This is a genomic window from Streptosporangium nanhuense (assembly GCF_059358815.1).
In genome coordinates this window covers 196,866-221,561 of sequence record NZ_JCADBG010000002.1, presented here as the reverse complement: position 1 = coordinate 221,561, position 24,696 = coordinate 196,866, and the positions used below count along the sequence as shown (strand labels likewise).

21 protein-coding genes and 1 riboswitch are annotated in these 24,696 nt (G+C 71.7%); of the genes, 5 read left to right on the top strand and 16 right to left on the bottom strand.

All coding sequences use genetic code 11. The annotated features are described in order from the left end of the window. Positions 1 to 89 precede the first annotated feature (89 nt). Positions 90 to 2,132 carry a bifunctional aldolase/short-chain dehydrogenase gene (locus AC5L38_RS05885; RefSeq protein ID WP_495241724.1) on the bottom strand — a complete coding sequence of 681 codons (2,043 nt, stop codon included), beginning with the start codon at positions 2,130 to 2,132 and terminating at the stop codon, positions 90 to 92. Positions 2,133 to 2,378: 246 nt separating this feature from the next. On the opposite strand from AC5L38_RS05885, the gene AC5L38_RS05880 reads away from it, so the two are divergent. Then, positions 2,379 to 3,386: a LacI family DNA-binding transcriptional regulator gene (locus tag AC5L38_RS05880; RefSeq protein WP_495241723.1), complete on the top strand. Its 1,008-nt coding sequence runs from the start codon at positions 2,379 to 2,381 to the stop codon at positions 3,384 to 3,386. Between the two features lie 175 nt (positions 3,387 to 3,561). Here the strand turns inward: AC5L38_RS05880 and AC5L38_RS05875 are convergent, their stop codons facing one another. After that, on the bottom strand, positions 3,562 to 4,302 hold the full coding sequence (locus AC5L38_RS05875) for a lysophospholipid acyltransferase family protein (RefSeq protein ID WP_495241722.1): 741 nt from the start codon (positions 4,300 to 4,302) through the stop codon (positions 3,562 to 3,564). Between the two features lie 149 nt (positions 4,303 to 4,451). Here AC5L38_RS05875 and AC5L38_RS05870 point away from each other — a divergent pair, with 149 nt between their 5' ends. Together AC5L38_RS05870 and AC5L38_RS05865 are read left to right on the top strand one after the other, a co-directional pair. Beyond that, the gene (locus AC5L38_RS05870) at positions 4,452 to 5,216 is read left to right on the top strand and encodes an alpha/beta hydrolase (RefSeq protein WP_495241721.1); all 765 of its coding nucleotides are present in this window, start codon (positions 4,452 to 4,454) and stop codon (positions 5,214 to 5,216) included. Between the two features lie 66 nt (positions 5,217 to 5,282). Beyond that, a complete protein-coding gene (locus tag AC5L38_RS05865; protein WP_495241720.1) occupies positions 5,283 to 5,759 on the top strand; it encodes a hypothetical protein in 477 nt (158 codons plus the stop codon). 66 nt (positions 5,760 to 5,825) lie between these two features. Here AC5L38_RS05865 and AC5L38_RS05860 read toward each other — a convergent pair whose 3' ends face one another. The 7 genes from AC5L38_RS05860 to AC5L38_RS05830 all read right to left on the bottom strand — a co-directional run bounded on the left by AC5L38_RS05860 (position 5,826) and on the right by AC5L38_RS05830 (position 13,037). Continuing rightward, a complete protein-coding gene (locus AC5L38_RS05860; protein ID WP_495241719.1) occupies positions 5,826 to 6,848 on the bottom strand; it encodes a hypothetical protein in 1,023 nt (340 codons plus the stop codon). Between the two features lie 251 nt (positions 6,849 to 7,099). Continuing rightward, positions 7,100 to 7,975: an endonuclease/exonuclease/phosphatase family protein gene (locus AC5L38_RS05855; RefSeq protein ID WP_495241718.1), complete on the bottom strand. Its 876-nt coding sequence runs from the start codon at positions 7,973 to 7,975 to the stop codon at positions 7,100 to 7,102. A gap of 276 nt (positions 7,976 to 8,251) precedes the next feature. Continuing rightward, entirely contained in the window at positions 8,252 to 9,196 is a 945-nt protein-coding gene (locus AC5L38_RS05850; RefSeq protein ID WP_495241717.1) for an ROK family glucokinase, read from the bottom strand. A 26-nt stretch (positions 9,197 to 9,222) separates the two neighbouring features. Beyond that, positions 9,223 to 10,434, bottom strand: coding sequence for a hypothetical protein (locus AC5L38_RS05845; RefSeq protein ID WP_495241716.1), 1,212 nt, complete (start codon positions 10,432 to 10,434; stop codon positions 9,223 to 9,225). Then, positions 10,424 to 11,596 (bottom strand): ArsA family ATPase, encoded by a 1,173-nt coding sequence (locus AC5L38_RS05840; RefSeq protein WP_495241715.1) that lies wholly within the window; start codon positions 11,594 to 11,596, stop codon positions 10,424 to 10,426. Before AC5L38_RS05840 ends, AC5L38_RS05845 begins: the two co-directional genes overlap by 11 nt. Before the next feature lie 67 nt (positions 11,597 to 11,663). Then, positions 11,664 to 12,101 (bottom strand): SRPBCC family protein, encoded by a 438-nt coding sequence (locus AC5L38_RS05835; protein ID WP_344749467.1) that lies wholly within the window; start codon positions 12,099 to 12,101, stop codon positions 11,664 to 11,666. Positions 12,102 to 12,269: 168 nt separating this feature from the next. Beyond that, entirely contained in the window at positions 12,270 to 13,037 is a 768-nt protein-coding gene (locus tag AC5L38_RS05830; protein ID WP_495241714.1) for a metallophosphoesterase family protein, read from the bottom strand. A 216-nt stretch (positions 13,038 to 13,253) separates the two neighbouring features. Here AC5L38_RS05830 and AC5L38_RS05825 point away from each other — a divergent pair, with 216 nt between their 5' ends. Next, entirely contained in the window at positions 13,254 to 15,047 is a 1,794-nt protein-coding gene (locus AC5L38_RS05825; protein WP_495241713.1) for an AMP-dependent synthetase/ligase, read from the top strand. A 140-nt stretch (positions 15,048 to 15,187) separates the two neighbouring features. Here AC5L38_RS05825 and AC5L38_RS05820 read toward each other — a convergent pair whose 3' ends face one another. From AC5L38_RS05820 to AC5L38_RS05790, 7 genes are all read right to left on the bottom strand, one after another. Then, entirely contained in the window at positions 15,188 to 16,312 is a 1,125-nt protein-coding gene (locus tag AC5L38_RS05820) for a glycosyltransferase family 4 protein (protein WP_495241712.1), read from the bottom strand. Next, positions 16,309 to 17,586 carry a M48 family metallopeptidase gene (locus AC5L38_RS05815; protein ID WP_495241711.1) on the bottom strand — a complete coding sequence of 426 codons (1,278 nt, stop codon included), beginning with the start codon at positions 17,584 to 17,586 and terminating at the stop codon, positions 16,309 to 16,311. The genes AC5L38_RS05820 and AC5L38_RS05815 overlap by 4 nt, the downstream gene beginning before the upstream one ends. Continuing rightward, entirely contained in the window at positions 17,583 to 18,422 is an 840-nt protein-coding gene (locus tag AC5L38_RS05810; RefSeq protein WP_495241710.1) for a hypothetical protein, read from the bottom strand. Before AC5L38_RS05810 ends, AC5L38_RS05815 begins: the two co-directional genes overlap by 4 nt. Before the next feature lie 183 nt (positions 18,423 to 18,605). Next, on the bottom strand, positions 18,606 to 19,085 hold the full coding sequence (locus tag AC5L38_RS05805; RefSeq protein ID WP_495241709.1) for a C40 family peptidase: 480 nt from the start codon (positions 19,083 to 19,085) through the stop codon (positions 18,606 to 18,608). A gap of 169 nt (positions 19,086 to 19,254) precedes the next feature. Continuing rightward, positions 19,255 to 19,414: riboswitch (cyclic di-AMP (ydaO/yuaA leader) on the bottom strand. Positions 19,415 to 20,176: 762 nt separating this feature from the next. Further along, positions 20,177 to 21,133, bottom strand: coding sequence for a C40 family peptidase (locus AC5L38_RS05800; protein ID WP_495241708.1), 957 nt, complete (start codon positions 21,131 to 21,133; stop codon positions 20,177 to 20,179). A 225-nt stretch (positions 21,134 to 21,358) separates the two neighbouring features. Continuing rightward, on the bottom strand, positions 21,359 to 21,991 hold the full coding sequence (locus tag AC5L38_RS05795) for a hypothetical protein (RefSeq protein ID WP_495241707.1): 633 nt from the start codon (positions 21,989 to 21,991) through the stop codon (positions 21,359 to 21,361). A 47-nt stretch (positions 21,992 to 22,038) separates the two neighbouring features. Then, the gene (locus AC5L38_RS05790; protein ID WP_495241706.1) at positions 22,039 to 23,361 is read right to left on the bottom strand and encodes an NYN domain-containing protein; all 1,323 of its coding nucleotides are present in this window, start codon (positions 23,359 to 23,361) and stop codon (positions 22,039 to 22,041) included. A gap of 150 nt (positions 23,362 to 23,511) precedes the next feature. Here AC5L38_RS05790 and AC5L38_RS05785 point away from each other — a divergent pair, with 150 nt between their 5' ends. Further along, positions 23,512 to 24,669 carry a phosphotransferase family protein gene (locus AC5L38_RS05785; RefSeq protein WP_495241705.1) on the top strand — a complete coding sequence of 386 codons (1,158 nt, stop codon included), beginning with the start codon at positions 23,512 to 23,514 and terminating at the stop codon, positions 24,667 to 24,669. The last annotated feature ends 27 nt before the right edge of the window (positions 24,670 to 24,696 follow it).

Sequence of the window (24,696 nt, the reverse complement as noted above, 5' to 3'; positions counted from 1 at the left end):
CCCCTTTCAGGAGTTGAGATCAGGGATGTCCCCGGCCCCCGCCCGGCGAGGCAGGAGCCGCACGGGGGAACCGGGGACGTGTGACGGGGTCAGCGCAGGAAGGCCGCCGCGACGCCCGCGTCGACCGGGATGTGCAGCCCGGTGGTCTGGGTGAGCTGGGTCAGCTGGAAGACCGCCCCCGCGACGTGCTCGGGCAGCACCTCGCGCTTGAGCAGGGTGCGCTGCGCGTAGTACTCGCCCAGCTTCTCCTCCTGCACCCCGTACACCGCCGCCCGGTTGGCCCCCCACCCCGAGGCGAAGATGCCGGACCCGCGCACCACCCCGTCGGGGTTGACCCCGTTGACCCGGATCCCGTACCCGCCGAGTTCGGCCGCGAGCAGCCGCACCTGGTGCGCCTGGTCGGCCTTGGCCGCGCCGTAGGCCACGTTGTTCGGTCCGGCGAACACCGCGTTCTTGGAGGAGATGTAGACGATCTCCCCGCCCATCCCCTGGGGGATCATCACCCTGGCGCTCTCCCGGGAGACCAGGAACGACCCGCGGGCCATCACGTCGTGCTGCAGGTCCCAGTCGGCCACGCTGGTCTCCAGCAGCGAGCGCGACAGCGACAGGCCCGCGTTGTTGACGATCAGGTCAACCCCGCCGAACGCCAGCACCGCCGCCCGGAGCGCGGCGGCCACCTGCGCCTCGTCGGTGACGTCCACCTCCACCGCGACCGCGACGTCCTCCGGCCGGTACGCCTTCGCGCCCAGCTCGGCGGCCACCTTGCTCGCGGCGCCGAGGTCGCGGTCGGCCACCACCACGCACGCCCCCTCGGCCGCCAGCCTGCGCGCGGTCGCCGCCCCGATGCCCGAGCCGCCGCCGGTCACCACGGCCACCCGCGTCGCCAGCGGGCGCGCGGGAGGCATCCGGCGCAGCTTGGCCTCCTCCAGCTCCCAGTACTCGATCCGGAACTTCTCGCTCTCCTCGATCGGCGCGTACGAGGAGAGCGCCTCGGCCCCGCGCATCACGTTGATCGCGTTGACGTAGAACTCCCCGGCCACCCGCGCGGTCTGCTTGTCCTTGCCGAAGGAGAACATGCCCACCCCCGGCACCAGCACGATCGCCGGGTCCGCTCCCCGCATCGCGGGCGAGCCCTCCACGGCGTGCCGCCGGTAGTAGGCCGCGTACTCCTCGCGGTAGGCGGCGTGCAACTCCCGCAGCCGGGCGACCACGTCCTCGATCGGCGCGCCGGCGGGCAGGTCCACCACCAGCGGGGCCACCTTGGTCCGCAGGAAGTGGTCGGGGCACGAGGTGCCCAGTGCCGCCAGCTCGGGGTGGCGCTCGCGCGACAGGAAGTCCAGCACCTCGCCGGTGGCGGTGTAGTGGCCGACCTGCGGGGCGTCGGTGGAGGCCAGCCCGCGCACCACGGGGAACAGCGCCGCCGCCCGCTCGGCCCGCGCCTCCTCGTCCAGCGGCTCGTACCCGGCGAGCACCGGCCCGAACGGCTCCGCCCCGCCGTGCTCGGCGATGTACGCCTCCGCGGCGCGGATGATCTCCAGCGAGTTGGCCTCGCAGGCGGCCGAGGTGTCGCCCCAGGCGGTGATGCCGTGCCCGCCGAGAACGCACCCGATCGCCAGGGGGTTGTCCTTCTTGATCGCCGCGATGTCCAGCCCCAGCTGGAAGCCGGGCCGCCGCCAGGGCACCCACACCACCCGGTCGCCGAAGATCCGCGCCGTCAGCGCCTCCCCGTCGGCGGCGGTGGCGATCGCGATCCCCGCGTCGGGGTGCAGGTGGTCGACGTGCGCCGCGTCCACCAGGCCGTGCATCGCGGTGTCGATGGACGGCGCGGCGCCGCCGGTGCCGAAGGCGCAGAAGTCGAACGCGGCGACCATCTCGTCCTCGCGCTCGACCCCGGGATACACCCCCGCCAGCGCCCGCAGGCGGTCCAGCCGCAGCACCGCGAGGCCCCGCTCGGCCAGGGTGCCCAGGTCTCCCCCGGACCCCTTGACCCACATCACCTCGGCCGGGGAACCGGTCACGGGGTCGGCCGCCGTCCCCTTGGCCGAGGTGTTGCCCCCCGCGAAGTTCGTGTTCCGCGGATCGGCCCCCAGCGCGTGCGACCGCTGCAGCAGTTCCTCAACCGGCGACGTCATGGCACCTCTCCGCTCGCTCGTTCACCCGTCATCCCCGCGGACACCCGGCGGGGCCGCTGTGGGAGGCCCGGGGGCGAGGCGAGGTGAGATCTTCTTAAAAACGTTTTAACAACGGTGAAAAAGCTATGTGACACGTACGGCACTGTCAACGCCGTCACGTCGGATCGCGGGCCGAAAGCCGTCAGCCGGGCCGAAAGTACGACCCTGACTGGCGAACCAACGGTTGTTACGTTTTAATCAATGCACATGAGTTCGGTGAGCATAAAGGAAGTCGCGGCACGGGCCGGGGTGTCCCCCGGAACGGTGTCCAACGTGCTCAACCGTCCGGAGAAGGTCGCCGAGTCCACCCGCTCCCGGGTCGAGGAGGCCATCCGCGACCTCGGGTTCGTCCGGCACGGCTCGGCCTCCAGCCTGCGGGCCGGACACAGCCGCACCGTCGGCCTGTCGGTCATCGACATCGGCAACCCCTTCTTCACCGACGTGGCCGCCGGCGTCGAGGAGGTGGCCAGCGAGCGCGGGTACGCGGTGATCCTGGGCAACTCCTCGGGCGACCGGCTCAAGGAGGAGCGTAACCTGCTGGTCTTCGCCGAGCAGCGGGTCCGCGGGGTGCTCATCACGCCCGCCGGGGCGAACCTGGCCAAGCTCGACCAGCTCAAGGAGCGCGGCATCAGCGTGGTGCTGGTCGACCACCCCTCCGAACGCGCCGACCAGTGCTCGGTGGCGGTCAACGACATCACCGGCGGCTCGCTGGCGGTCTCCCACCTGCTGTCCACCGGCGCCGAGCGGATCGCCTACGTCACCGGCCCCCTCACCATCCGCCAGTGCGCCGACCGCCTGATCGGCGCGGAGCGGGCGCTGACCGCGGCGGGCCGCGACCCCCGCGAGACGCTGGAGGAGATCCCGATGAGCGCGATGAACGCCAGGTCGGGACAGCAGGCGGCGGAGAAGCTGATCGCCGAGGGGCGGCTGCCCGACGCCGTGTTCTGCGCGAACGACCTGCTCGCCCTGGGCATGCTGCGCGGGCTGCTCCAGGCGGGCGTGCGGGTCCCCCGGGACATCTCCCTCATCGGCTACGACGACATCGACTTCGCCTCGGCGTCGACGGTCTCGCTCAGCTCCATCCGGCAGCCGACCCACCGGCTCGGCCGGGTCGCCACCGAGCTGCTGCTGGACGAGTGCGACAACCCCGACTCACACGCCCATCAGCAGATCATGTTCCAGCCCGAGCTGGTCATCCGCGAGTCGACTCTCTGATCCCGCTTCGCCCGGTGGTCCCGCTCGCCCGGTGACCCCGCTTCGCCCGGTGGTCCCGCTCGCCCGGTGACCCCGCTTCGCCCGGTGGTCCCGCTCGCTCTCTGATCCCGCTTCGCCCGGTGGTCCCGCTCGCCCGGTGACCCCGGGCGCCCCTGGGCGCCCCGGGCGTCCCGGGTCAGGGGCGCTTGCGCGCCTCCTTGGCGGCCTGCCTGGCGGCCTCCTTCGCCTCCTTGGCGGCGCGGGCGGCCTCGACCTTGGCGCTCGCGGCGTACTTGTCGACGTACTCCTGGCCGGAGAGCTCCATCAGCGCGTACATGATCTCGTCGGTGACGGCGCGCAGGACGAGGCGGTCCTCCTCCATCCCGTAGTAGCGGGCGAAGTCGAGCGGCTTGCCGAACTTCACCCCGGGACGGATGCCCATCTTGGGAAGGACGCTGCCCGGGGGCATCATCTCGAAGGTGTTGACCATCGCCCACGGGATGACCGGCACGCGCGACTCCAGCGCCAGGCGGGCCACACCGGTCTTGCCCTTGTAGAGGCGGCCGTCGTGGGAGCGGGTGCCCTCCGGGTAGATGGCGAGCACGTGGCCCTCGTCGAGGATGCGCTTGCCGGTGCGCAACGCCGCCTCGCTGGCCTTGCCTCCGGAGCGGTCGATGGGGACGGTGCCGACACCGCTGAAGAAGGCCTTGCTCATCATCCCCTTGAGGCCGCGGCCGGTGAAATAGTCGGACTTGCCGAGGGAGATCACCTTGCGTCGCAGGAACAGCGCGCCGAAGAAGTGATCGGCGAACGACAGGTGGTTTCCGGCCAGGATCACCGGCCCTTGCTTCGGCACGTTCTCCACGCCCTCCACCCAGGGACGGAAAATCAGATGGAGGAAGGGCGAGAGGATGGCCTTCACCACCCAGTAGAACACTCGATGCTCCTTCGGTTGACAGGCGTGGACCTGGAGTTATCCTCCCACTTCCGATCCCGGTCACCTACCCCACCGAACCACCCAAATCGACCTCTCGCAAAACACGTCCCAGTCGTGCGACGATCGGGCGAACCTTACTAGGAGCCGCGATGCCAGTCATGCCCGGTGCGGAGGCGTACCACCATGCGGGAGGACAGATCGGCGTCCTGCTCTGCCACGGATTCACCGGATCGCCGCAGTCGTTGCGCCCCTGGGCCGAATACCTGGCGGCGGCGGGCATGACGGTGGCGCTGCCCAGGCTGCCCGGCCACGGCACCACCTGGCGGGAGATGGCCCGCACCCGCTGGGAGGACTGGTACGCGGAGCTGGACAAGGCCCTGGCCGACCTGCGCGGCAGCTGCGCCGAGGTCTTCGTCATGGGACTGTCGCTCGGCGGGTGCATGGCGCTGCGGCTGGCCGAGGTGCACGGCGACGGGATCAAGGGGCTGGTGGTCGTCAACCCGTCGATCGTCAACGACGTGCCGCTGCTCAAGCTGGCGCCGCTGCTCAAGTTCGTGGTCGCGTCGGTGCCCGGCGTCGCCGGGGACATCAAGAAGGAGGGGGCGACCGAACTCGGCTACACGCGTACGCCGGTCAAGGCCGCGGCCACCCTCCTGCGGCTGTGGTCGTTGACCCGGTCGGAGCTGGGTAAGATCACCCAGCCCGTCCTGGTTTTCCATAGTCCGCAGGATCATGTTGTGAAACCGGGGAGTGTGCGTATTCTGCGTGAGAGGCTGACCGGGGGGAATCTGAATGTGGTGGAGCTCGCCGACAGCTATCACGTCGCGACGCTTGACAACGATGCTGATCGGATCTTTGCGGGGAGCCTGGAGTTCATCACCGCGAACGCGTCTGTACCCTTGCAGAGAGACTGATCGCCGGCGGGGGATGCGTGGTCTCCGGGAGAAAGTGATCGGCCGATGAACAACGGGCCCAGCTAGGTGACACCTCAAAGCGATGAGGACGAGGTCTGGCGTCAGATCGTCGCGTCCTTCAACGACACCGCCGAGCGTGACTCGGCGGATCAGCCGTGGCCGGACAGTGAGAACCTCCCGGCCGAGCCTCCGCGACGGGTGATCAAACAGTCGGACGAGGAGGACCTCCTGCGGGAGGACGACCTCTCCGACGACGCCGAGTCCGCTACGGAACAGTCCGGCGGCGAGGACGAGGAAGGGCACTACGTCCCCCCGCCCCCGCCCCCGCTGCCCAAGACCGACGCCACCACCAAGATCGCGTGGCTGGCGCTGTTCGGCGGCCCCGCCTACCTCCTGCTGAGCGCCGCGCTCAACTGGCACCTGCAGGGGTGGATGCTCTTCACCGCGGTCGCCGCGTTCATCGGCGGTTTCGTGGCACTGGTGGTCCGCATGGGCGACGGCCCGCCCAACGACTCCGGCTGGGACGACGGCGCCGTCATCTGAGCGGGTCTCGTCCGGTCGCAACCGCTTCACCCAGCGGACGGACCTCCGGTCGTGACCGTCGCCGGACTACGGCTTGGCGCGCTCGGAGGTGCCGAAGCGCTCGATCACGTCGGTGTACTTGCCGGAGGCGTCGACCACGTGGCCGACGGTCCACACGGTGCCGGTGCCCGGCAGGTAGGCCACCGACTGGAGCCGCACCGTCCGGGGGGCGGCCGTCTCCGGACCGCGCAGCGCCTTGACCGCGCGCCCGTCGTACCGGAGCAGGAACGCCTCGCCGGGCCGCTCCAGGTCGACCCCGGAGATCCAGAAGTGCCCCTTGCGGTCACCCGTCACCCCGTACAGCCGGACGTCGCCGTCGGGGAGGGACAGCCGGGACCACTTCTTGCCGTTCCACGACAGGACCAGCGGGACGATCCCGCCGGCCTCCCGGTAGACGCCGCCGACGGCGAGGGCCCGCTTGGGCCCGTCGAGGTGGACGTCACGCAGGTATCCGCCGGGGATGTCGGGGGCCTTGAAGGTCTTCCAACGCCCGCCGGACTGCCTCATGATCAATGGCCTGCCGCCGGTGTCGCCCACCGCCCACCCGTCGCTCCTGCCCGACAGCGCCACCCCGTACAGCGTGCCCCGGTCGCGCAGGTGGGTGAGCTTCCACTTCGACCCCGCGCCGGTGACGATCATGGGCAGCTTGTCGCGGCGGCCGACCGCGACCATCCGGCCGGGAACGGCCGCCACCCCGCCCAGCCAGTCGCCCGAGTGCAGCTTGTCGACGATGACCCGGTCGAAGGACGCCCCGTCCCCCTTTGCCAGGTAGGGGAGGCCGTCGTGCCCCTCGCCGACGGCCCACAGCTCGGTCGCCGAGGCCACCGTCACGGAACGCAGGGGCCCGGCACCGGTCGGGTCGTTGCGGATGCCGACCTCTTTCCAGGAGGTGCCGTCCCAGTGGGTGATCGCGCCTCGGCTCTGCCAGACGTCCCAGACGCTCTGCTGGCCGACCGCCCACACGCTCGTGGCCGAGACCCCCGCCACGTCGGACAGCGACCCGTCACTGCTCAGGCCCGCGCTGACCGGAGCCTGCCAGGCCTCGGCCACGGGCGGGCTGACGGGATCGGCATGGGCTGGGAACGTTTGCGGAGACAGCAGAAGCAGGCCTCCCGCGCAAAGAACCAGCGCACGCCGCGGAAGGCGACGGGTCATGTTTCAAATGGTACGGGGCTCATGCTCTCCCCGTGTGCCGGTCTCCCCACTTGACCGGCACGATCTGGAAAGACGCCCTGTCCTTCGCCGCCCTCCTCGCCTCCTTCCCCGTCCTTCCCCGTCCTTCCCCGGCACCGGGACGCCGGTCACCCCGGCTCTTTCGGCTCCCCCGGCTCTCCCGGAAGGCCGGGATCGGGCTCGCCCCGCGCGGCGCCCGCGTGGTCGCCGGTGCCGGAGGACCCCGCCGGGGACGTACCGGGAGCGGCGTCCGGGGCGGGGTCCGGGGGAACGTCGGCTTCCGGGCGCGGACGGCCCGGCTCGTCGGTCCCAGGGCGCGAGTGGTCCAGCTCCGCGATCACCGGCAGGTGGTCGGTGGCGGCCACCAGGTCGGCGGGGTCGGCGTCGACCCCGCCGCAGGAGAGCACGGAGAGGCCCTCGACCGCGAAGATCGCGTCGATCCGCTTGTGCGGGCCCCTGGCGGGGAAGGTGAAGCCGTCACCGCGCGGCGAGACCGGGTAGCAGTCGGTCAGCCGCTCGGCGAGGTGTCGCCAGCTCGGCTGGCCGGACTGTTCGTTGATGTCTCCCGCCAGCACCGGCAGCGCGCCGAACCGGTCGGCCACCTCCCGCAGGAACCTCACCGCCTCGTCCGCGTGGTGGTGCCGGGCGTTCTCGTCGAGGTCCAGGTGGATGGAGCCGACGGCGAGCCGCCATCCCTCCGCCTCCACCACGGCGATCGCGATGGCGCGCCGCTCCAGCGGGAAGAAGGACTTCAGGAGACGGCCCTCCCCGTGCAGCAGCCGCACCCCGGGGCCGGTCAGCACGGCGACCCCGCCCCTGCGGCGGCCCGCGGCCACGGACAGCCCGCCGAAGGCGGCCAGCCGCCTTCGCCTGCGGCGCCAGCACAGGAACCGGGGCGCCTCCTGCACGCAGAGCACGTCGGCGCGGAGGGCGGCGACCACCCGCCCCAGCGCCGGGACGTCGTCCTTCATGGAGCGCACGTTGTAGCTGGCGATCCTGAGCACCACGGCACCTCACTTCGCGACGCGTGCCGCGAGGATAACCGCGCACCAGCGGCCGCACCAGCCACCCGCCCCAACAGGCATGCTCACCGCCGGACGCGAAGGCCACCCGCACCGACCGGCACGCTCACCGCCGGATGCGAAGGCCACCCGCACCCATGTGGGTACGCGGGTGACCGTACGCATCAGCCGTCCGCCCCGACCGGCACGCTCACCGCCGGACGCACCGGCCGCCCGCACCGATGGGTACGTGGGCGGCCGGTGCGCGCCGGGAACGGGTCAGCGCCTGCGGGCGAGGTCCGCGGCGCCCACCAGGCCCGCCGAGGCGCCGAGCTCGGCGCAGCGGATGTCGGCCAGCGGGCGGTGTCCCCGGCCGCTCAGATGAGTGTTGTAGAACTCGCGGGTCTCGTCGATCCACAGGTCGGCGGCACGCGAGACGCCGCCGCCGAGGACGAAGCAGCCCGGATCGAGGACGGCCGCGAGGTCGGCCAGGCCCTGGCCGACCCAGCGGGCCATCGAGGAGAACGCGGCCAGCGCGGCCGGGTCACCCTGCCTGGCGGCCTCGGTGACCTCCTGGCCCTCGATCTGGTCGGGCGTTCCCCCCGCGATCTCCAGGAGCTTGACGGCCTTGTCCGGCTCGGCCTCGGCGATCCTCCTGGCCTCGCTGACCAGGGCGTTCCCGCTGGCGTACTGCTCCCAGCAGCCGAGGTTGCCGCACCCGCACAGGCGCCCGCCGGGGACCGCCTGCATGTGGCCGAGCTCGGCGCCCATGCCCCAGCGCCCCCGGTAGAGGGAGCCGTCGAGAACGATGCCGCCGCCGATGCCGGTACCGACGGTCACGCACACCAGGTGGGTCTCGCCGCGACCGGCACCGAACCTGGCCTCGCCCCACGCCATCGCGTTGGCGTCGTTCTCCACCACGACGGGAAGGCCGACCATGTCGGAGACCTTCTTCTGCAAAGGCTCCTCGCGCCAGGCGAGGTTGGGGGCGAAGCGGACAATGGACCTGGTCTCGTCGACGAACCCGGCCGCGCCGAGACCGACGGCCTCGATCTCCCTGCCCTTGGAGAGCTCCAGGATCGCGTCACCGATCGTGTGGGCGACCTGGTCCGGATTCTCCGCCGGGGTGGGTCGCAAAAGATGCTCGACGATCTGGCCGTCCTCGTCGACGACTCCCGCCGCGACCTTCGTACCGCCAATGTCCACACCGATGGTCAGCGCCATTGTCCATTCATCCTCTCCCCCTGGGCTCACCCCAGGTCGATGTGCTCCACGGGGGTGTCTCCTCGCTCGCGCTCCCGTTCCCGCTGTGCGGGAGCGGGCTTGCCGAGTCCGTCGACGGCCGACTTGAAGGCGGCGAACAGCTCGGTGCCCGCCTGCATGAGGTGGTCGGTGACGGCACCGCCACCGCCCGCCTCGCGCTGCGCGGCCATCGCACGGCAGACGGGGCAGGCCCGGCAGATGTACTCCTCATGCTCCGAGACCGCCTCCTCCCACACGTCCCGCTCTCTTCTTCCTCGGCCACCACCGGAGAACGCGCCGCCGACCCCGGTCATCGTGCCCTTGATCAGGTTCTTGCGCAGTTCCCTGGTCGCCTTCCGCTGCAGCGTGTCGAAGAGCTTGAACGCCTCCTCGGCGGCGTTGCCCAGCGGGTCCTTGCCACCCTGGGACGCACCCTGGGACGCGCCCTGCGACCCGCCCTGCGACCGCTGCTCGTCACGCGCCCGCTCCCCGGCCGTGGCGTCCTTCTCCCGCTCCGCGGACCCGGCGCGGTCGCCGGGCCTGGCCCACGGGGTCCATCCGGTCCGCTCCTCACGCCTGGCCCGCTCGGCGCGCTCGAACCACTCGGCGCGCGCGTCGCGATCGGCCTGCGCGGAACCCGAGGCCCGCCCGGTGCCCGCGCTCGGCTCGGTGCCCGCGCCCGGCTCGAAACCCGGGACCTGCTCGGAGCCCGGGCCCCGCTCGGAGCCCGAAGTCCGCCCGGAAGGCGCGGCCTCGGCCACGGTCTCCACCTCGACCACCTCGAGATGCGCGACCTTCTCGACGCGCTCGGCCCGCGCGGGCTTCCCCGCGTTCTCCGGCCGCTCGACGGCCTCGACGGCCTCGACCCGCTCGACCTGCTCGATCCGCACAACGGGCTCGACGGGCTCGAGAGGCTCGGACGAGCCGGCACGCCCGCCCTTCGGGGACTTCCCGGCCGAGCCGGCGCCCCGCCCCTTCTGGGTCGTCTTCCCCTCGGTCGTCTTCGCCGTGCGGCGGCCCTTCTGGACCTTGCTCGCACCCTCGGCGCTCTCGGCGCCCGCAGTGTCTCCGGCGGCCCCGGCGGCCCCGGCGGCCCCGGTGCTCTCGGCGCCTTCGACGCCTGCGGCCTCGGACGGCGGAGTCACGGCGGCGGCCTTCCGTGGCCTCCTCGGCGCGCGCGGCTTCGGGGTCTTCTCTGCGTCGTTCGTGTTATCGGTCATCAGGCCCTCCCGATTCGAACCGTACCCGGAGAAACCCATCCCGGAGCGCCGCGTCCCGCACCGACCTGCGGGCCAGTGCGGCGGGCAGGGCCAGGACCCGGCGGTAGGAACCGGCGTTGACGATCAGCTCGTCGCCCTTGCGCGCCAGATCCACCTCGTCCTTGTCCGCGAGCGGCAGGGCCAGGATCAGCTCGCCCTCGGCGGTGATCCGCAGCGGCGGGTCCACGGAGGGCGGGGCGAAGGGGTCGCCCTCGCCGTACATGGCCTCGGCGACGGCGGCGAGCGCGTCGAGGCCGACGGGCTCGGCCTCCAGGTACGGCACGAGGTGCACGGGCAGCGGCGCGAAGGACTCCTCGACCTCGGCCAGGTGCCGGGCCTGGGCACTCACCCACTTCTGCCGCCACGGGTCGGCGCCCTCGGAGGGGAAGACGCGGTTGGCGATCACCGCGTCCACCCGGTAGCCGTACAGGCTGAGGGAGGTGAGCGTGCGGCGGGCCTCGGCGAGCACGACGGCCTCGGGGGTGAGCACCAGCCGGACGCTCGCGCCGGGCCCGGTGAGCAGCTCGCGCACCTCCATCAGCCCCCGGTGGAGCCGCTCGCCCGCGCCGATCACGTGGTCCTCCGGCATGCTGACCTGCGCCAGGCGGCGGACCAGCGGGGAGATGGTGCTCAGCAGCCGCCTGCCGATGGGCAGCAGCCGGTTCACGTGCCAGTCGAGGGCCTCGGGCAGGGCGAGCAGCCGGAGCGTCTCGGCGGTCGGGGCGCAGTCGATGACGATGACGTCCCACAGCCCGGTGCGCGCCTGCTCGCGCAGCTCCAGCAGCGCGATGACCTCCTCGGCGCCGGGCAGCACCGTGATCTCCTCGGCGGTCACCTCGTCGAGGCCCAGCTCGGCGAAGACGCCCCTGGCGTAGTCGCGCAGCTCGCCCCACTGGCGTTCCAGCGCCCGCTGGGTGTCGACCTGGTGGAGGGAGAGGCCGGGCGCGATCTCCGTGGGCTCACCGCCGGCCCGCACGCCGAGCGCGTCGGCCAGCGAGTGGGCGGTGTCGGTGGAGACCACCAGGGTCTTCAGGCCGGAGCGGGCGGCGAGCGTGGCCGTGGCCGCGGCGACGGTCGTCTTGCCGACGCCGCCCTTGCCGGTGAAGAGCAGGACCCTGCTCACGCCACCTCCCGGCGGGACGGCGCGGGGCTCCGCTCCGCGACCGCGCCGTGCCGCGCGCCCGGCTCCCTCATGGGGTCTCGACGCGCTTCTTCAGCCCCTTCAGGGCGGTGTCGATGATGACCTTCTCCGCCTTCCGCTTGATCATGCCGATCATCGGCACCTTGAGATCGACGGCGAGCTCGTACGTCACCTCGGTGCCGTTGCCCGCGTCGGCAAGACGATAACTCCCGGTGAGCCCGGAGACCATCTTTCCCGCCTCGGCGATGCTCCAGTCGACGGACTCGTCGTCGTGCCAGGTGTAGCGGAGGGTGTACTCGTCGCTGATCACGCCCGCGTCGAGAACGAACCGGACCGTCTCGGGCCGGCCGTCCTCGCCCGTGGAGAGGACGCGCGCGGCCTTCACCTGCCCGGCCCACTCCGGGTACGAGGGGAAGTCGGCGATGACCGTCATGATGGTCGACCGGTCCGCGCCGATCTTGATGCTGGAGGTGGTGCGATCAGCCATGGGGCAACCGTACTGCTTCACGATCGTCCGCGTACGCCCGGCGGGGCCGGGCACGGCCGCGGCGGTGGCGGGAAGCGGTGGCGGGAAGCGGACACCCCGCGAGCCCGCCGCTCTCGTCTAGGGGGCACCCCTCGAACACGGGACGCCGGACACGGGAGGAGCGCGCGGCTACCACTCCAGGACGTAGGGGACGCCCCTGTTCCGGAAGTGCCCCACGTTGAGGCATTCGGTCCTGCCAATCCGGGTGCGGGCGGCGAGGGGCTGGTGCACGTGGCCGAACAGGGCGTAGCGCGGCTGGGTCCGCCTGATCGCCTCCAGGGTGGCCTCGCTGCCCCGCTCGAAGCGCCGGGCGACCACGTCGTAGAGCAGTTCGGGGATCGCGGGAGGGATGTGGCAGCAGAGCACGTCGACCTCGCCGACGGCCTCGACCTTGCGCGCGAACTCCTCGTCGTCGATCTCGTACGGCGTCCGGTACTGGGTGCGCAGCCCGCCCCCGACGAAGCCGAAGCGAAGGCCGCCGATCTCCACTGTCTCGCCGTCGAGCACGTGATGGCCCTCACGGACGTACTCGGGCCAGTAGAGCGGCAGGTCCACGTTGCCGTAGGTGAGGTACGCGGGAGTCGGCATCGCGGCGAAGATCTCGCCGTACTGCCGCCGGACGGAGCGCTCGATGTGGTCGCGCGGGTCGCCCTCCAGCGAGGCCCACAGCGCGGAGGACATCGCCCGCGCCTCGTCGAACCGCTTGGCCGTGCGCAGCGCGATGAACTCCCCCGCCCGCTCGGCCCCGAAGAGCTCGGCGAAGATGCCCTGGGAGTGGTCCTCGTAGTCGACGAACAGGATCAGGTCACCCAGGCAGATCAGCGCGTCGGCACCGTCCCCCGCGCGGGCCAGCGCATCGGCTCTTCCGTGCACATCGCTGACGACATGGACCCGCATGCGAACATCCTAACTACCAATAAATCCGGCCATATGTGATGAACCGCGCGAGCAAAGAGCGCGACGGGACGCACGGCGCGGCCGAAGGTCCGGCGCGACGGTAGTTGCTACGGTGAAATCCCTCTTCATAACGCCTGGGTGACGAATTTACCCATGCGTAACTTATCGCGATAGCTTCCAGGCAGCCCATCGATCGTGCGTCTCCAGGAGTGACCCGTGCGCGAGTACAGCGTCCCCGTGCTGGTGGATGTCCCCCCCTCCGCCAACCTCACCGACACGGTGTTCAAGCGTGCCGAGGAGGAGCCCGACGTCGTCGCCCTGCGGCGCAAGGTCGGCGACGACTGGAAGGCCGTCACCGCGAGGGAGTTCCGCGACCAGGTCGCCGGGGTGGCCAAGGGCCTGATCGCCGCGGGGGTGGAGCCCGGAGACCGGGTGGCCCTGATGTCGCGCACCCGTTACGAGTGGACCGTGATCGACTACGCGATCTGGAGCGCCGGGGCGGTCGGCGTGCCGATCTACGAGTCCTCCTCGGCCGACCAGGTCGCCTGGATCATCTCCGACAGCGGCGCGAAGGCCGTGTTCGCCGAGCTGGAGTCGCACGAGGAGACCATCCGCGAGGACGCCTCCGGCCTGCCGGGCCTGAAGAACGTCTGGCGCATCGAGGGCGGCGCCCTGGACGAGCTCACCGCGCTCGGCGCCGGGGTCTCCGACGACACGCTCGCCGAGCGCAGGACCGGGCGCGGCATCGCCGACCTGGCGACCATCGTCTACACCTCGGGCACCACCGGCAGGCCCAAGGGCTGCAGCCTGACCCACGACAACCTGCTGTTCACCGCCAGGAACGTCGCGAACGGCCCGCTGGAGCGCCTGTTCGTCGTGGACGGCAGGGCGGCGCTGCTCTTCCTGCCGCTCGCGCACGTCTTCGCCCGCATCATCGAGATCGTGCTGATCGAGACCGGCACGATCCTCGCGCACACCCCCAACATGAAGAACGTCGCGCCCGACCTGCAGGCCTTCAAGCCCACGTTCCTGCTGGGCGTGCCCCGCGTGTTCGAGAAGGTCTACAACGGCGCCGAGCAGAAGGCGACCGCCGAGGGCAAGGGGAAGATCTTCCACGCCGCGGCCGACACCGCCGTCGCCTGGAGCAGGGCGCAGTCGGCGGGCGGCGCGGGGCTGGGCCTCAAGATCAAGCACGCGCTGTTCGACAAGCTCGTCTACGGCAAGATCCGCGCCGCGACCGGCGGAAGGCTGACGACGGCGGTCTCCGGCGGTTCCGCCCTCGGTGAGCGGCTCGGCCACTTCTTCCGCGGCGTGGGCATCGAGACCCTGGAGGGCTGGGGCCTCACCGAGACCTCCGCGCCGTCCTCGGTCAACATGCCGGGCGCCAACAAGATCGGCAGCGTCGGCAAGCCGTTCCCGGGCGTCACCATCGGCATCGGCGACGACGGCGAGGTGCTCGTCAAGGGCCGCCACGTCTTCCAGGGCTACTGGAACAACGACGAGGCCACCGCCGAGGTGATCGACACCGGCGGCTGGTTCCACACCGGCGACATCGGCGAGCTCGACAAGGACGGCTACCTCCGCATCACCGGGCGCAAGAAGGAGATCATCGTCACCGCCGCGGGCAAGAACGTCGCCCCGGCCCCGATGGAGGACCACATCCGCGCCCACCCGCTGATCAGCCAGGCGATGGTGGTCGGCGACGACAGGCCGTTCGTCGCGGCGCTCGTCACGCTCGACGTCGAGGCCCTGGAGCAGTGGAAGGCCGCCAACGGCAAGGCGGGGGCGGACCTCACCGAGCTCAGCTCCGACCCGGCGATCGTCGCCGAGGTGCAGAAGGCGGTGGACGGCGCCAACAAGTTCGTCTCCAAGGCCGAGCAGATCAAGAAGTTCACCATCCTCGCCATCGACATCAGCGAGGAGAGCGGGCACCTCACCCCGACCCTGAAGATCAAGCGCAACATCGTGATGCGCGACTTCGCCAAGCAGGTCGACTCCCTGTACGGCTGAGACTCCGTACGGCTGAGACTCCGTACGGCTGAGACTCCGTACGGCTGAGACTCCGTACGGCTGAGACTCCGTACGGCTGAGACTCCGTACGGCTGAGACTCCGTACGGCTGAGACTCCGTACGGCTGAGACTCCGTACGGCTAAGGAGTCTCCGCGGGCTCCAGGAGGCGGGCGAAGCGGGAGGCGGCGAGGTCCCAGTTCCACTCGCGCGCCGCCCACTCGCGCCCGCGCTCCCCCATCGCGCGCGCCCCGGCCGGGTCCTTGAGCAGTCCGACCAGGGCCGCCGCGACCTCGTCGGGGCGGGTGCCGTCGACGACCAGGCCGGTCTCCCCGTTCAGCACGGCGTCGGGGGCGCCGCCGGAGGAACCGGCCACCACCGGCAGGCCGCTGGCGGAGGCCTCCAGGTAGACGATGCCGAGCCCCTCCACGTCGACGCCGCCCAGGCGGGTACGGCACGGCATGGCGAACACGTCGCCCGCGGCGAGGTGGCCGGGCAGCTCCGCCTCCGGCACCGGGCCGGTGATCCTGACCGAACCGCCCATCGGCCGCGCCAGCCGCTCCAGGGTCCTGCGGTACGGGCCCCCGCCGACGATCAGGAGCACCGCGCCGGGCACGTCCCCGACCACGGCGGGCCAGGCCCGCAGGAGCGTGTCCTGGCCCTTGCGCGGCACCAGCCTGGACAGGCAGACCACCACCGGCCGCTCCCCCAGGCCGAGTCGCGCGCGCACCCGCTCCCCTCCGGCCCCGGGGTGGAAGACCTCCGTGTCGACGCCGGGCGCGAGCCGCACCAGCTTGTCGGCGGCTATCACCCGGGCCAGCCGCCGCCGGGTGTACTCCCCCAGGTAGGTGACCACGTCGGCGTCCGCCCCGATCCTGGCGAGCACCCGGCGGCCGGCCGGGACGCCGGCCCAGCCCGCCTCGTGGCCGTGGGTGACCATGACGACGCGGCGGGCCCCGGCCTCGCGCATCCGGGGCGCGAGCAGCCCGAGCGGTGCCGCCGCCCCGAAGACCACGCTGTCGCACCCGAACTCGGCGACCAGCCCGGCGGCCCGGCGGGCGACGGCGGGCGTGGGCAGCATCAGCGAGGTGGGGTGCCGCACGACGGGGTACGGCTGGCGCAGGTCGAAGGCCGCGCTGCCGGCCCACCGGGGGGCGTAGACGACGACCGAGCCGGGCGGGCGGCGGGCGATGAGGCCGTACACGAACGACTGGATCCCCCCCGCGCGGGGCGGGAAGTCGTTCGTGACGACCAGCGTGCGGCTCACGGTTCGGGCAGGCCGTTCAGCCCGGCCCAGGAGCGTGCCAGGGCGATGCGCTGCGGCGTCGTGGGATGCGATGCATAAAGTACATATTCGACTAGATCAGGCGACAAATCCGAAATATTGGTGGCCGCCAGCCGTTTCTGCATGGCGACGAACGTCGCCGGGTCCCTGGTCAGGTCCAGCGCGTGCACGTCCGCCCGGGCCTCGATCTGCCTGCTCACCAGGTTCTGGGCCGGTCCGGACAGGACCGTCGCCAGGCTCAGCATCCCCATGACCAGGCCCACCGCCCTCGGGTCGCCGAGCGAGGCGACCCCCGTCCGGCGCCGTACGACACCCGCCGAGGTCACCGCGTAGAGCAGGCACGCCCCGAACGCCGCGCCCAGGCCGCCGACGAGCGTGCCCGACAGCACGTCGCCCGCCTTGGCGTGGCCCAGCTCGTGCGCGACCACCAGCTCGACCTCGTCGGCGGGCGCGCGGAGCAGCGTGTCGTAGACCACGATCCTGCGGGTCGCGCCGAACCCGGAGACGTACGCGTTGAGCGCGGTGGTCCGCCGGGAGGCGTCGGCGACGAGCACGTTCTCGACCGGCACGCCGTCCCTGGCGGCCATGGCGAGCAGGTCGTCGCGAAGCTGTCCGGCCTCCAGCGGCCTGAAGTCGTTGAAGACCGGCTCGACGAGCACCGGGTAGGCGAAGGAGGCGGCCACGGTCAGCACGAACGCCCCGGCCGACGCGGGGATCCACCAGCGCCGGTAGCGCCGCGCCAGGGCGACCACCGCCAGCACCATGATCGCGGTCAGCGCGGTGCCGATGCCGGTGCTCTTGGCCCGGTCGGCCGACCAGGCCGGCCAGGCCTGGGTGGACAGCCCGAAGTCGCGCAGGTAGCCCTCCGACCACATCCCCAGGGGCCAGCGCAGGATCGCCACGGCCGCCGACAGCGCCAGCACGCCGAGGAGCGTCCGCAGCCACCACGGCCCCGGCAGCCGGTCGGCGAGCCGCGCGCCCAGCGGGGTGGCCACCAGCACCCCCGCCACGACCAGCGTCAGGCCGAGCGACAGGTAGCCGGGAAGGCTGACCAGCGCGTCGAACCTCTCGGCCCTGGCGATCTGCTCGGCGGTGAAGTCACGGGCCGGATCGGGAACGACGGGCGGGGCCCCCTCGGGCAGTGCCCGCCAGGGCGTGGTGAACGCCACGACCGCCAGCGTGACCACCCCCAGGACGGCCAGCGCCCACCCCGCCGACCGCACGCCCGGGGGCGTGTCCGTCGTGCTCAGCGTCACGTGAGTTCCTCCCTGAGGTAGTCGCGCCAGGCTCCGGTGAACTCGGCCACCGGCAGGCCGAGCGTGCTCCCGACATCGCTACCGTAGAGCCTCACCAGGGCCTTCTCTCCGAAGCGCTCCGCGACGAACCTGCAGGCGAGCCACGCCTCCTCGTACGCCTGCGCGAGCCGCGGCGCGCCGGGGGCGAAGTCGGCCGGGGCGGGGAGCCGGGCGGGCAGGACGCCCGCGCGCACCTCCGCGGCCAGCTCCGCGGCGGCCGTGCGCACCGCGAGCCCGGCGTCACGGTAGCCCGCGTAGTCGGCGAAGCCCTCCGAGAGCCACATCGGCACCCGGCCGCCCCGGGTCGCGCCGGTGGCCACGTGGGCGAGCTCGTGGGTGATCACGACATCCCTGCCGGTCCCGGTGAGCCGGGCGTATCCCGACGGCAGGACGATCACCCGGTCCGCGGTCGCCATCGCGGCCAGGCCGCGGGTGCTCCCGGCCCCGGCGAGCGACGCGGCCTCGGCGTCGGTGGCGGGGAAGAGGACCACCGCGTGGACCGGCCCCCAGATCGCCGCGACCGTCGCGCGGGCCCGGTCGGCCCTGGCCGCCAGATCCCGCAGGACGGCGGCCGGGACGCCGTGGCCGATCACGAGCGAGTGCTCTCCCCGGACGGTGACCGCGGCGCCCGGCCACAGATCGTGAGGGTCGCGCGGAGGTGTCCGGGGGCCGTGAGGGGCGTCGGGCAAAAGCGGTGCGGCTCCGGCCAGGAGGGGGCCCGTCCCGGCGAACGGACCGGCGCTCATCAGCGCCAGCATCCCGGCGAGCACGGCGCGGCGCCCTTTCGGGACGGACATACGAGCCGATGGTACTCGACCGGCATGGAGCGGCCCCGGCCCTCCTGGTGGAGGGCCGGGGCCGCTCTTGCGTGCTCGGACGCCTGCCCGGACGCGGGCTCGGTGCCCGTACTCGGATTCCGGGCCTGGGCTTCTCGCTCAGGCCTCGTAGTCCGGGCTCCGTGCCCGGGCTCCGTGCGGGGCTCAGCCCCCGGGCCGTGCCGCTCCTGCGAAGGAGGACCTGTAGTAGCCGGCCAGCCTCACGACACGGACCGTCTTGCCGCTGCTCGGCGAGTGGACCATCCTGCCCTTGCCGACGTACATGCCGACGTGGCCCTTCCCACTGAAGAACATCAGGTCACCGGGGCGCAGCTTGCTCCACGAGACCTTCTTCTTGATCGACCTGTACTGGCTGTGCGTGATCCTGGGGAGGGACACGCCCGCCTTGCGCCAGGCGTACCGGACGAGCCCCGAACAGTCGAACGCTCCGGGACCGGAGGCTCCCCACCGGTACGGGTCGCCGATCTGCTTCTTGGCCGCCGAGACCGCCTTACCGGCCCGGACCTTCTGCAGTGCCGCCTTGCTCCTCCCGACCTTGCCCTTGGCCTTGGCCCTGGTCGCGGTGGTCACGGTTCGAGGGGCGGTCTTCTTGGTGCTCTCGGCCTTCTCGGAGGCGTCGGTCACGCTGTTGAACAAGATCTCCGAGGGGCCGTCCGCCACCGCCTGCGCCGCCGTGGGCCCTAGGGTGACCGCTCCGGCTGAGGCGGTCAGGGTGAGGGCGATACCGCCGATGGAAAGGCGGAAAAGGCGCGACAGACGGGGGTTGTACGGGGTGGTAGACAGGATTTCTCCTTGGGACTTCCACTGATGCCTACCGGGTTAGCTGACGGGTTCGGGCTTGGAAGATGCCCTACGGCACAAATGTGCCGATTCACCCCTGGCCACACTGTGCTGGGCCTTTTGGGTCCCCGGTTCCATGCCTCCTGGCTGCATAGATTCGGCGGGCCGCCGTGATGAGCCCTGCCCCCGGGTGGGGGCGCGGCGGCCGGTTGGATTTCTATAGGGACACCGGCCCGAAGACCGACATTCGCCGCGACGGCGTGGCTTGCACGTCGCGACGCCAGAAGTTACCCCGATCTCCAACTTTCGGCAAAGCATTCGCCAAATCGGGTGACCGGACAGCCCTCTTGATCTTCCTGTTACCCCTGCTAAATGGCTATTTATGCTATTGAGATATGACCCTCGTCACACGACCGGCATCACTCTGATTAATAGTGATTTCTGTAATATTCATCACATCGCCGCGCCTGAGGCTTGGCCTTAGAATGCGCCGCCCCCGGACGATCGGGCCTCTCGGCCCCTGCGCGCACGTGCCGGCACCATGGATCGACCTCCGGAAATCCGCCCGAACGACCTCAAAACCGGCGGCGCCGAGCGCCAGGACGGACATCGGTTCACCCGGCCCCCCGATCGCGCGGGCACGGGACGCGGTGGAGCCTGGCGGCCTCCCAGGGGCCGGGGAGCCGGTGGAGCGCACGGCGAGGTGTGAACGCCTCAGTGAGGGCCCTGCGCGCTCTCAGGGCGGAGCCCACCCGGGCCCCGGCACGTGTCCTCAAGGGGAGCCCGCACGAACCCGATGCGCTCTCAGGACGGAGGACACGCGCCCAGGCCCTGGGAGCCCGCTCCGGACGGCGCGGGCACCCGGGAGACGTCCACCGTCACCACGCGCCGGAGCCGGAACCCATCGGCCCCGCTCAGGGCTCGGCGGGCAGGGCTCAGGGGCGGACGGCTCCGACGATGCGGCGGCCGTAGGAGGAGAGCGGGACGACCTTCACGACGTCACCGGTCTGCGGGGCGTGCACGATGTTGCCGTCGCCCGCGTACATGCTGACGTGGCCGAGACCCTCGCTGAAGATGAGGTCGCCCGGCTGGAGCTCGCTCAGCGACACCTTGCGGCTCGCGCCCCAGCTCCACTGCTCCCAGGTCGTACGGGGAAGGCTGACCCCCCCGCTGCGCCAGGCCCCCTGGACCAGGCCGGAGCAGTCCCAGCCGCTGGGACCCGTGCCGCCGTACCGGTAGGGCTTGCCGATCTGGGCGAAGGCGAACTGCAGGGCGGCACGGGCGTTGCCCGAGGCGGAGCCGTTGTACTGGAGTCCGGAGCTCTCGGGGTTGCCCGTCTTGAAGACGTTGAGCTCGCGCAGGAGCTTCGTCTGGGCCCTGACCATCTTGTCGGCCTTGGCCTTCTCCTTGGCCAGGTCGTCACGCGTCTCGTCGGCTTCGGCCAGCGCGTCCTTGGCCTGGTCGCGACTGGTCCGCAGCGCCTTGGTGGCCTCGTCGAAGGCGCTCAGGGACTGGGCGCGGGAGGTGGACATCTGGTCGGCGGCGGCCAGGCCGCTCAGCAGCGCGCCGGGGTCGCTCTGGTAGATCATGCCTTCCCAGCCGTTGATCACCCCGACCTGGTAGGTGCTGACCGCCATCGTGACGAGCTCCTTGCGCAGCCCGGCGACCTGCTCGTTCTGGCGGCTCAGGTCGTCGTTGAGCGTGCGGTACTTCTTCCTGGCCCGCTTCCACTTCTCCGAGGCCTGGTTGTACTTCTCGACGACCTGGTCGGCCTGCTCGTTGAGCTTGTCCAGCTTCTTCTTGGCCTGGGCGAGCGTCGGCTTCGGCTCGGCGAACGCTCCGCCGACCGGCATCATCAGCAACGCGAGGGCGAGCCCGGCCGCCACCGGCATCCGAATCAGTCCAACCGGCAAACCCGCCACGGCCACGTCAACGCCTCCCGACTGCACCAGACCTGCGGCGAATAGTACAGAAGAAGTAATGATTGACTCACCTTTTCGCCGGGTTTGCTCCTTATTCGCAGGTGGAAGCGCTTTACCCGCGACCGGCGGCGGCCGTCCCGCCACCCGGAAGCGCCCCCCGGTCACGGGGAGCGCCCGGCCTCGACCCCGTTCGCGCTACCCGCAGGTGGCGATGTCGCAGATCTTGGCGGTCATCCTCCTGGCGTCGCGCAGCTGGACGGTCCAGTCGCTCCTCGCGGGCTTGGAGTACTCCCCCGCCCAGAGGTAGACCACGACGGCGTTGCCCTTCCTGACCAGCACGCTCCGGTCGCCGCCCACCCCGGCCTTCTTCCCGTAGTAGACCTGTCCGGAGACCCTCAGCGCCTCGTCGCCGAGCCCGGTCAGGCGCGAGGAGGCGTAGCGGTAACCGGAGCCCGAGCCGGCCCTGGCCCCGCACCGGGCCAGGGCGGCGCGCACCTGGGCGACGGCCGCGACGGCCGAGGCCCGCGAGCCGTACAGGATCACCTGCTCGACCTTCATGAAGTCCGGCACGCCGGTGAAGGTCACCGTCCGCGCGGCCACCCGGCCGGTCGCGGCCAGTGTGCTCCTGTCACACGGGTTGACGGCCAGCCTGGTCCTCGCCGAGTTGGCGACCTTCCAGTTGGTCTCGGGGTCGTCGTCCTTCTTGGCGGCGTCCTTCTCGTACAGCAGGAAGCCTCTGGGGACGGCGGCCGTCGTGGCCGCCGCGGGCGCGGTGACGGTCGCTCCGGCGGCCAGGACGGCGAGGGCGAGCGTTATGATCTTCTTCATCGAATCGAACCTCCTGGGTGATCCGATGCCCGGCGACCCCGAAAGGTTTACGCGCGCCCCAGACGTCTGAGAAGAAGCACCGAGGGCACCGGCCTGGCGCCCATCCTGCGTACCGACTCGGCCACCTCGCGGTCCGAGGAGACCACCGCGACCGCGCGCCCGGCGGGCTCGGCGCGGACCAGCTGGCGGATCAGGTCGTCGGCGATCTGGTTCGGGGCGCTGAACAGCACGCGCACCCCCCTGGGCGCCGACACCGGGACCGGGCCGTTCAGCTCGGCGCCGTCGAAGACGCAGGTCAGCTCGGTGCGGGTCTGCGCGTAGAGGGCGCCGAGACCGGTGAGGAGGCGGCTGCGCTGGTCGGCCAGGGTGAACGTGCCGTAACCGGTCTTGGTCACGTTGTAGCCGTCGACGATCAGGTGGATCTGCGGCAGCGCGAGCAGCTGGTCGAGCAGGGCGGGGTCGTCGTCGGCGAGCGCCCGCGCGGGGACCGCCTGGACACCCTGCCTGCCGGGCGCCACCGAGGCCACGGAGTCGGCGGGGCGGTGGATGCCCGAGGGCAGGGCGAGCTCCCTGCGCAGCCCGGCGGCGGCGTCCTGCAGGGCGTCGAGCAGCATGCGCACCTTGGTGTCCTCGACGCTGCGGCCCTCGCGGGCCGCCCTGCGCGTCGACTCCAGCTGCCGCTCGGCGTCGGCCAGCCGCTCGCGCAGGCGGCGCAGCTCGCTCTCGACCGTGCTTCCGGCCGAGAGCGCGACGGTCCTCGCCTCCTCGGCCACCTCCTGGGCGGCGGCGGCGCGCGCCTCGGCCGCCTTGGTCCGCTCACGGGCGTCGTGCAGCCTGCGGCGCAGGTCGGACACCTCCGAGCGCGAGGTCTTGAGCTGCTCGCGCAGCCGCTCGGACTCCTCCTTGGCCGCGGTCTTCTGGGCGGCCAGCTGCTCGCGCAGCCGGGAGACCGTCTGCTCCTGCGCGGAGCCCTCGGCGACGGCGGCCGACCGCTCCAGGTCGGCGCGGGCCGTCTCGACCATCTCCGCCCAGCCGGGCGGCCGGGTCAGGTAGGCGGCCGCGGCCACCATGACGGGCTCGGCCGCCGGCGGGACCGTGCCCTCGGCGAGGCTCGCGACCAGCTCGGGCCAGCCCTCGGTCAGCGTCTCGGCGACGAGCTCGCGGAACTTCTTGTCGGTCTCCAGCTGCGCGGCGATCGGCGCCCCGCCCAGCCTGGCCCGCTTGCGGGGGTCGAACTTGGCGATCCCCTTCAGGGGCAGCGGGACGGAGGCGGCGGGCATCGAACCGAGAATCTGGGAGGCCAGCTCCACGACATGTAAGCGGACCTGCTCGGGTAACGGACGAGACAGGCCCTCTCCGGCTGAACTCATCACGGCCCCTACTCGGATCGGTCTTCACGTCAAGGGTACGGCTACCGCACCCTGACCCCGACCTGACCGTAAATCGACCGGCGGCCGACGAGGTCGTGAACCCTTTGTGGACAAGCGCTTGCTGCTGGGTTACGACTGTGCGGATCACCTGTGACGCACGCCACCCGGGAGAGCGCGATGGACGAGCCGACGAACGAGCGTGGCCGGCGGGCCGAGGAGATGCGCACCTCGACCCGCGACCTCGAGGAGCTGGGGGAGCGGATGCGCTCGTGGCTCGCGGGGAGGGTGGGGTCCCCCGTCACACTCTCCCCGCTGTCCCGCCCCTCGGGCAACGGCATGTCCAGCGAGACCCTGCTCTTCGACGCCTCCTGGACCTCCGCCGAGGGCGAGCACGACATCCCGTGCGTCGCCAGGCTGGCCCCGGCGAGCGAGGCGGTGCCGGTCTTCCCCGGCTACGACCTCGGCAGGCAGTACGAGGTGATGCGGCTGGTCAGGGAGCGCGCGGGCGTGCTCGCGCCCCGGGCCCTGTGGTACGAGCCCGACCCCGGGCCCATGGGCGCCCCGTTCTTCGTGATGGAGCGGCTCACCGGCGACGTGCCGCCCGACGTGATGCCCTACACCTTCGAAAGCTGGTTGCTGGACGCCTCCCCCGCCGACCGCCACCGGCTGCAGCGCGACAGCGTCGAGATCCTGGCCAGGCTGCACGACACCCCGTTCACCGCCGAGGAACTGCGCCCCCTGGAGATCTCCGGGACCGACGGCACGGCGCTGCGCGGGCACGTCGACGACCAGCGGGCCTACTACGAGTGGGCGCACGGCTCGACGCCCGTCCCGCTGCTGGAGCGGGCGTTCGGCTGGCTGGAGGAGCACTGGCCCGCCGCCCCGGGGCCCGACGTGCTGAACTGGGGCGACGCCCGCATCGGGAACGTGATGTACCGCGACTTCACCCCGGTGGCGGTGCTCGACTGGGAGATGGCCACGATCGCCCCCCGCGAGCTGGACATCTCCTGGATGATCTTCCTGCACACCTTCTTCCAGGACATCACCGAGTTCATGGGACTGCCGGGGATGCCGGACTTCATGCGGCGCGAGGACGTCTGCCAGACGTACCACGAGATGACGGGATACAAGCCTCGGGACATGGAGTTCTACGAGACGTACGCCGCCCTGCGGCACGGCATCATCATGGCCCGCATCTGGCAGCGCCAGGTCCACTTCGGCGAGAAGGCCATGCCCGACGACCCCGACGACCTGGTGATGCACCGGGCCCTCCTCGAACGGATGCTGGACGGGAGCCACTGGAGCTGAGTCCCTCCGGAAACCCGCGCGGACCTG

Bases quoted from the DNA above. Each gene is read 5' to 3' on its own strand.
- AC5L38_RS05885 (WP_495241724.1), bottom strand. From the start codon at position 2,132: ATGACGTCGCCGGTTGAGGAACTGCTGCAGCGGTCGCACGCGCTGGGG.
- AC5L38_RS05880 (WP_495241723.1), top strand. From the start codon at position 2,379: ATGAGTTCGGTGAGCATAAAGGAAGTCGCGGCACGGGCCGGGGTGTCC.
- AC5L38_RS05870 (WP_495241721.1), top strand. From the start codon at position 4,452: ATGCCAGTCATGCCCGGTGCGGAGGCGTACCACCATGCGGGAGGACAG.
- AC5L38_RS05850 (WP_495241717.1), bottom strand. From the start codon at position 9,196: ATGGCGCTGACCATCGGTGTGGACATTGGCGGTACGAAGGTCGCGGCG.
- AC5L38_RS05845 (WP_495241716.1), bottom strand. From the start codon at position 10,434: ATGACCGATAACACGAACGACGCAGAGAAGACCCCGAAGCCGCGCGCG.
- AC5L38_RS05835 (WP_344749467.1), bottom strand. From the start codon at position 12,101: ATGGCTGATCGCACCACCTCCAGCATCAAGATCGGCGCGGACCGGTCG.
- AC5L38_RS05830 (WP_495241714.1), bottom strand. From the start codon at position 13,037: ATGCGGGTCCATGTCGTCAGCGATGTGCACGGAAGAGCCGATGCGCTG.
- AC5L38_RS05810 (WP_495241710.1), bottom strand. From the start codon at position 18,422: ATGTCCGTCCCGAAAGGGCGCCGCGCCGTGCTCGCCGGGATGCTGGCG.
- AC5L38_RS05800 (WP_495241708.1), bottom strand. From the start codon at position 21,133: ATGCCGGTGGCGGCCGGGCTCGCCCTCGCGTTGCTGATGATGCCGGTC.
- AC5L38_RS05795 (WP_495241707.1), bottom strand. From the start codon at position 21,991: ATGAAGAAGATCATAACGCTCGCCCTCGCCGTCCTGGCCGCCGGAGCG.
- AC5L38_RS05790 (WP_495241706.1), bottom strand. From the start codon at position 23,361: ATGAGTTCAGCCGGAGAGGGCCTGTCTCGTCCGTTACCCGAGCAGGTC.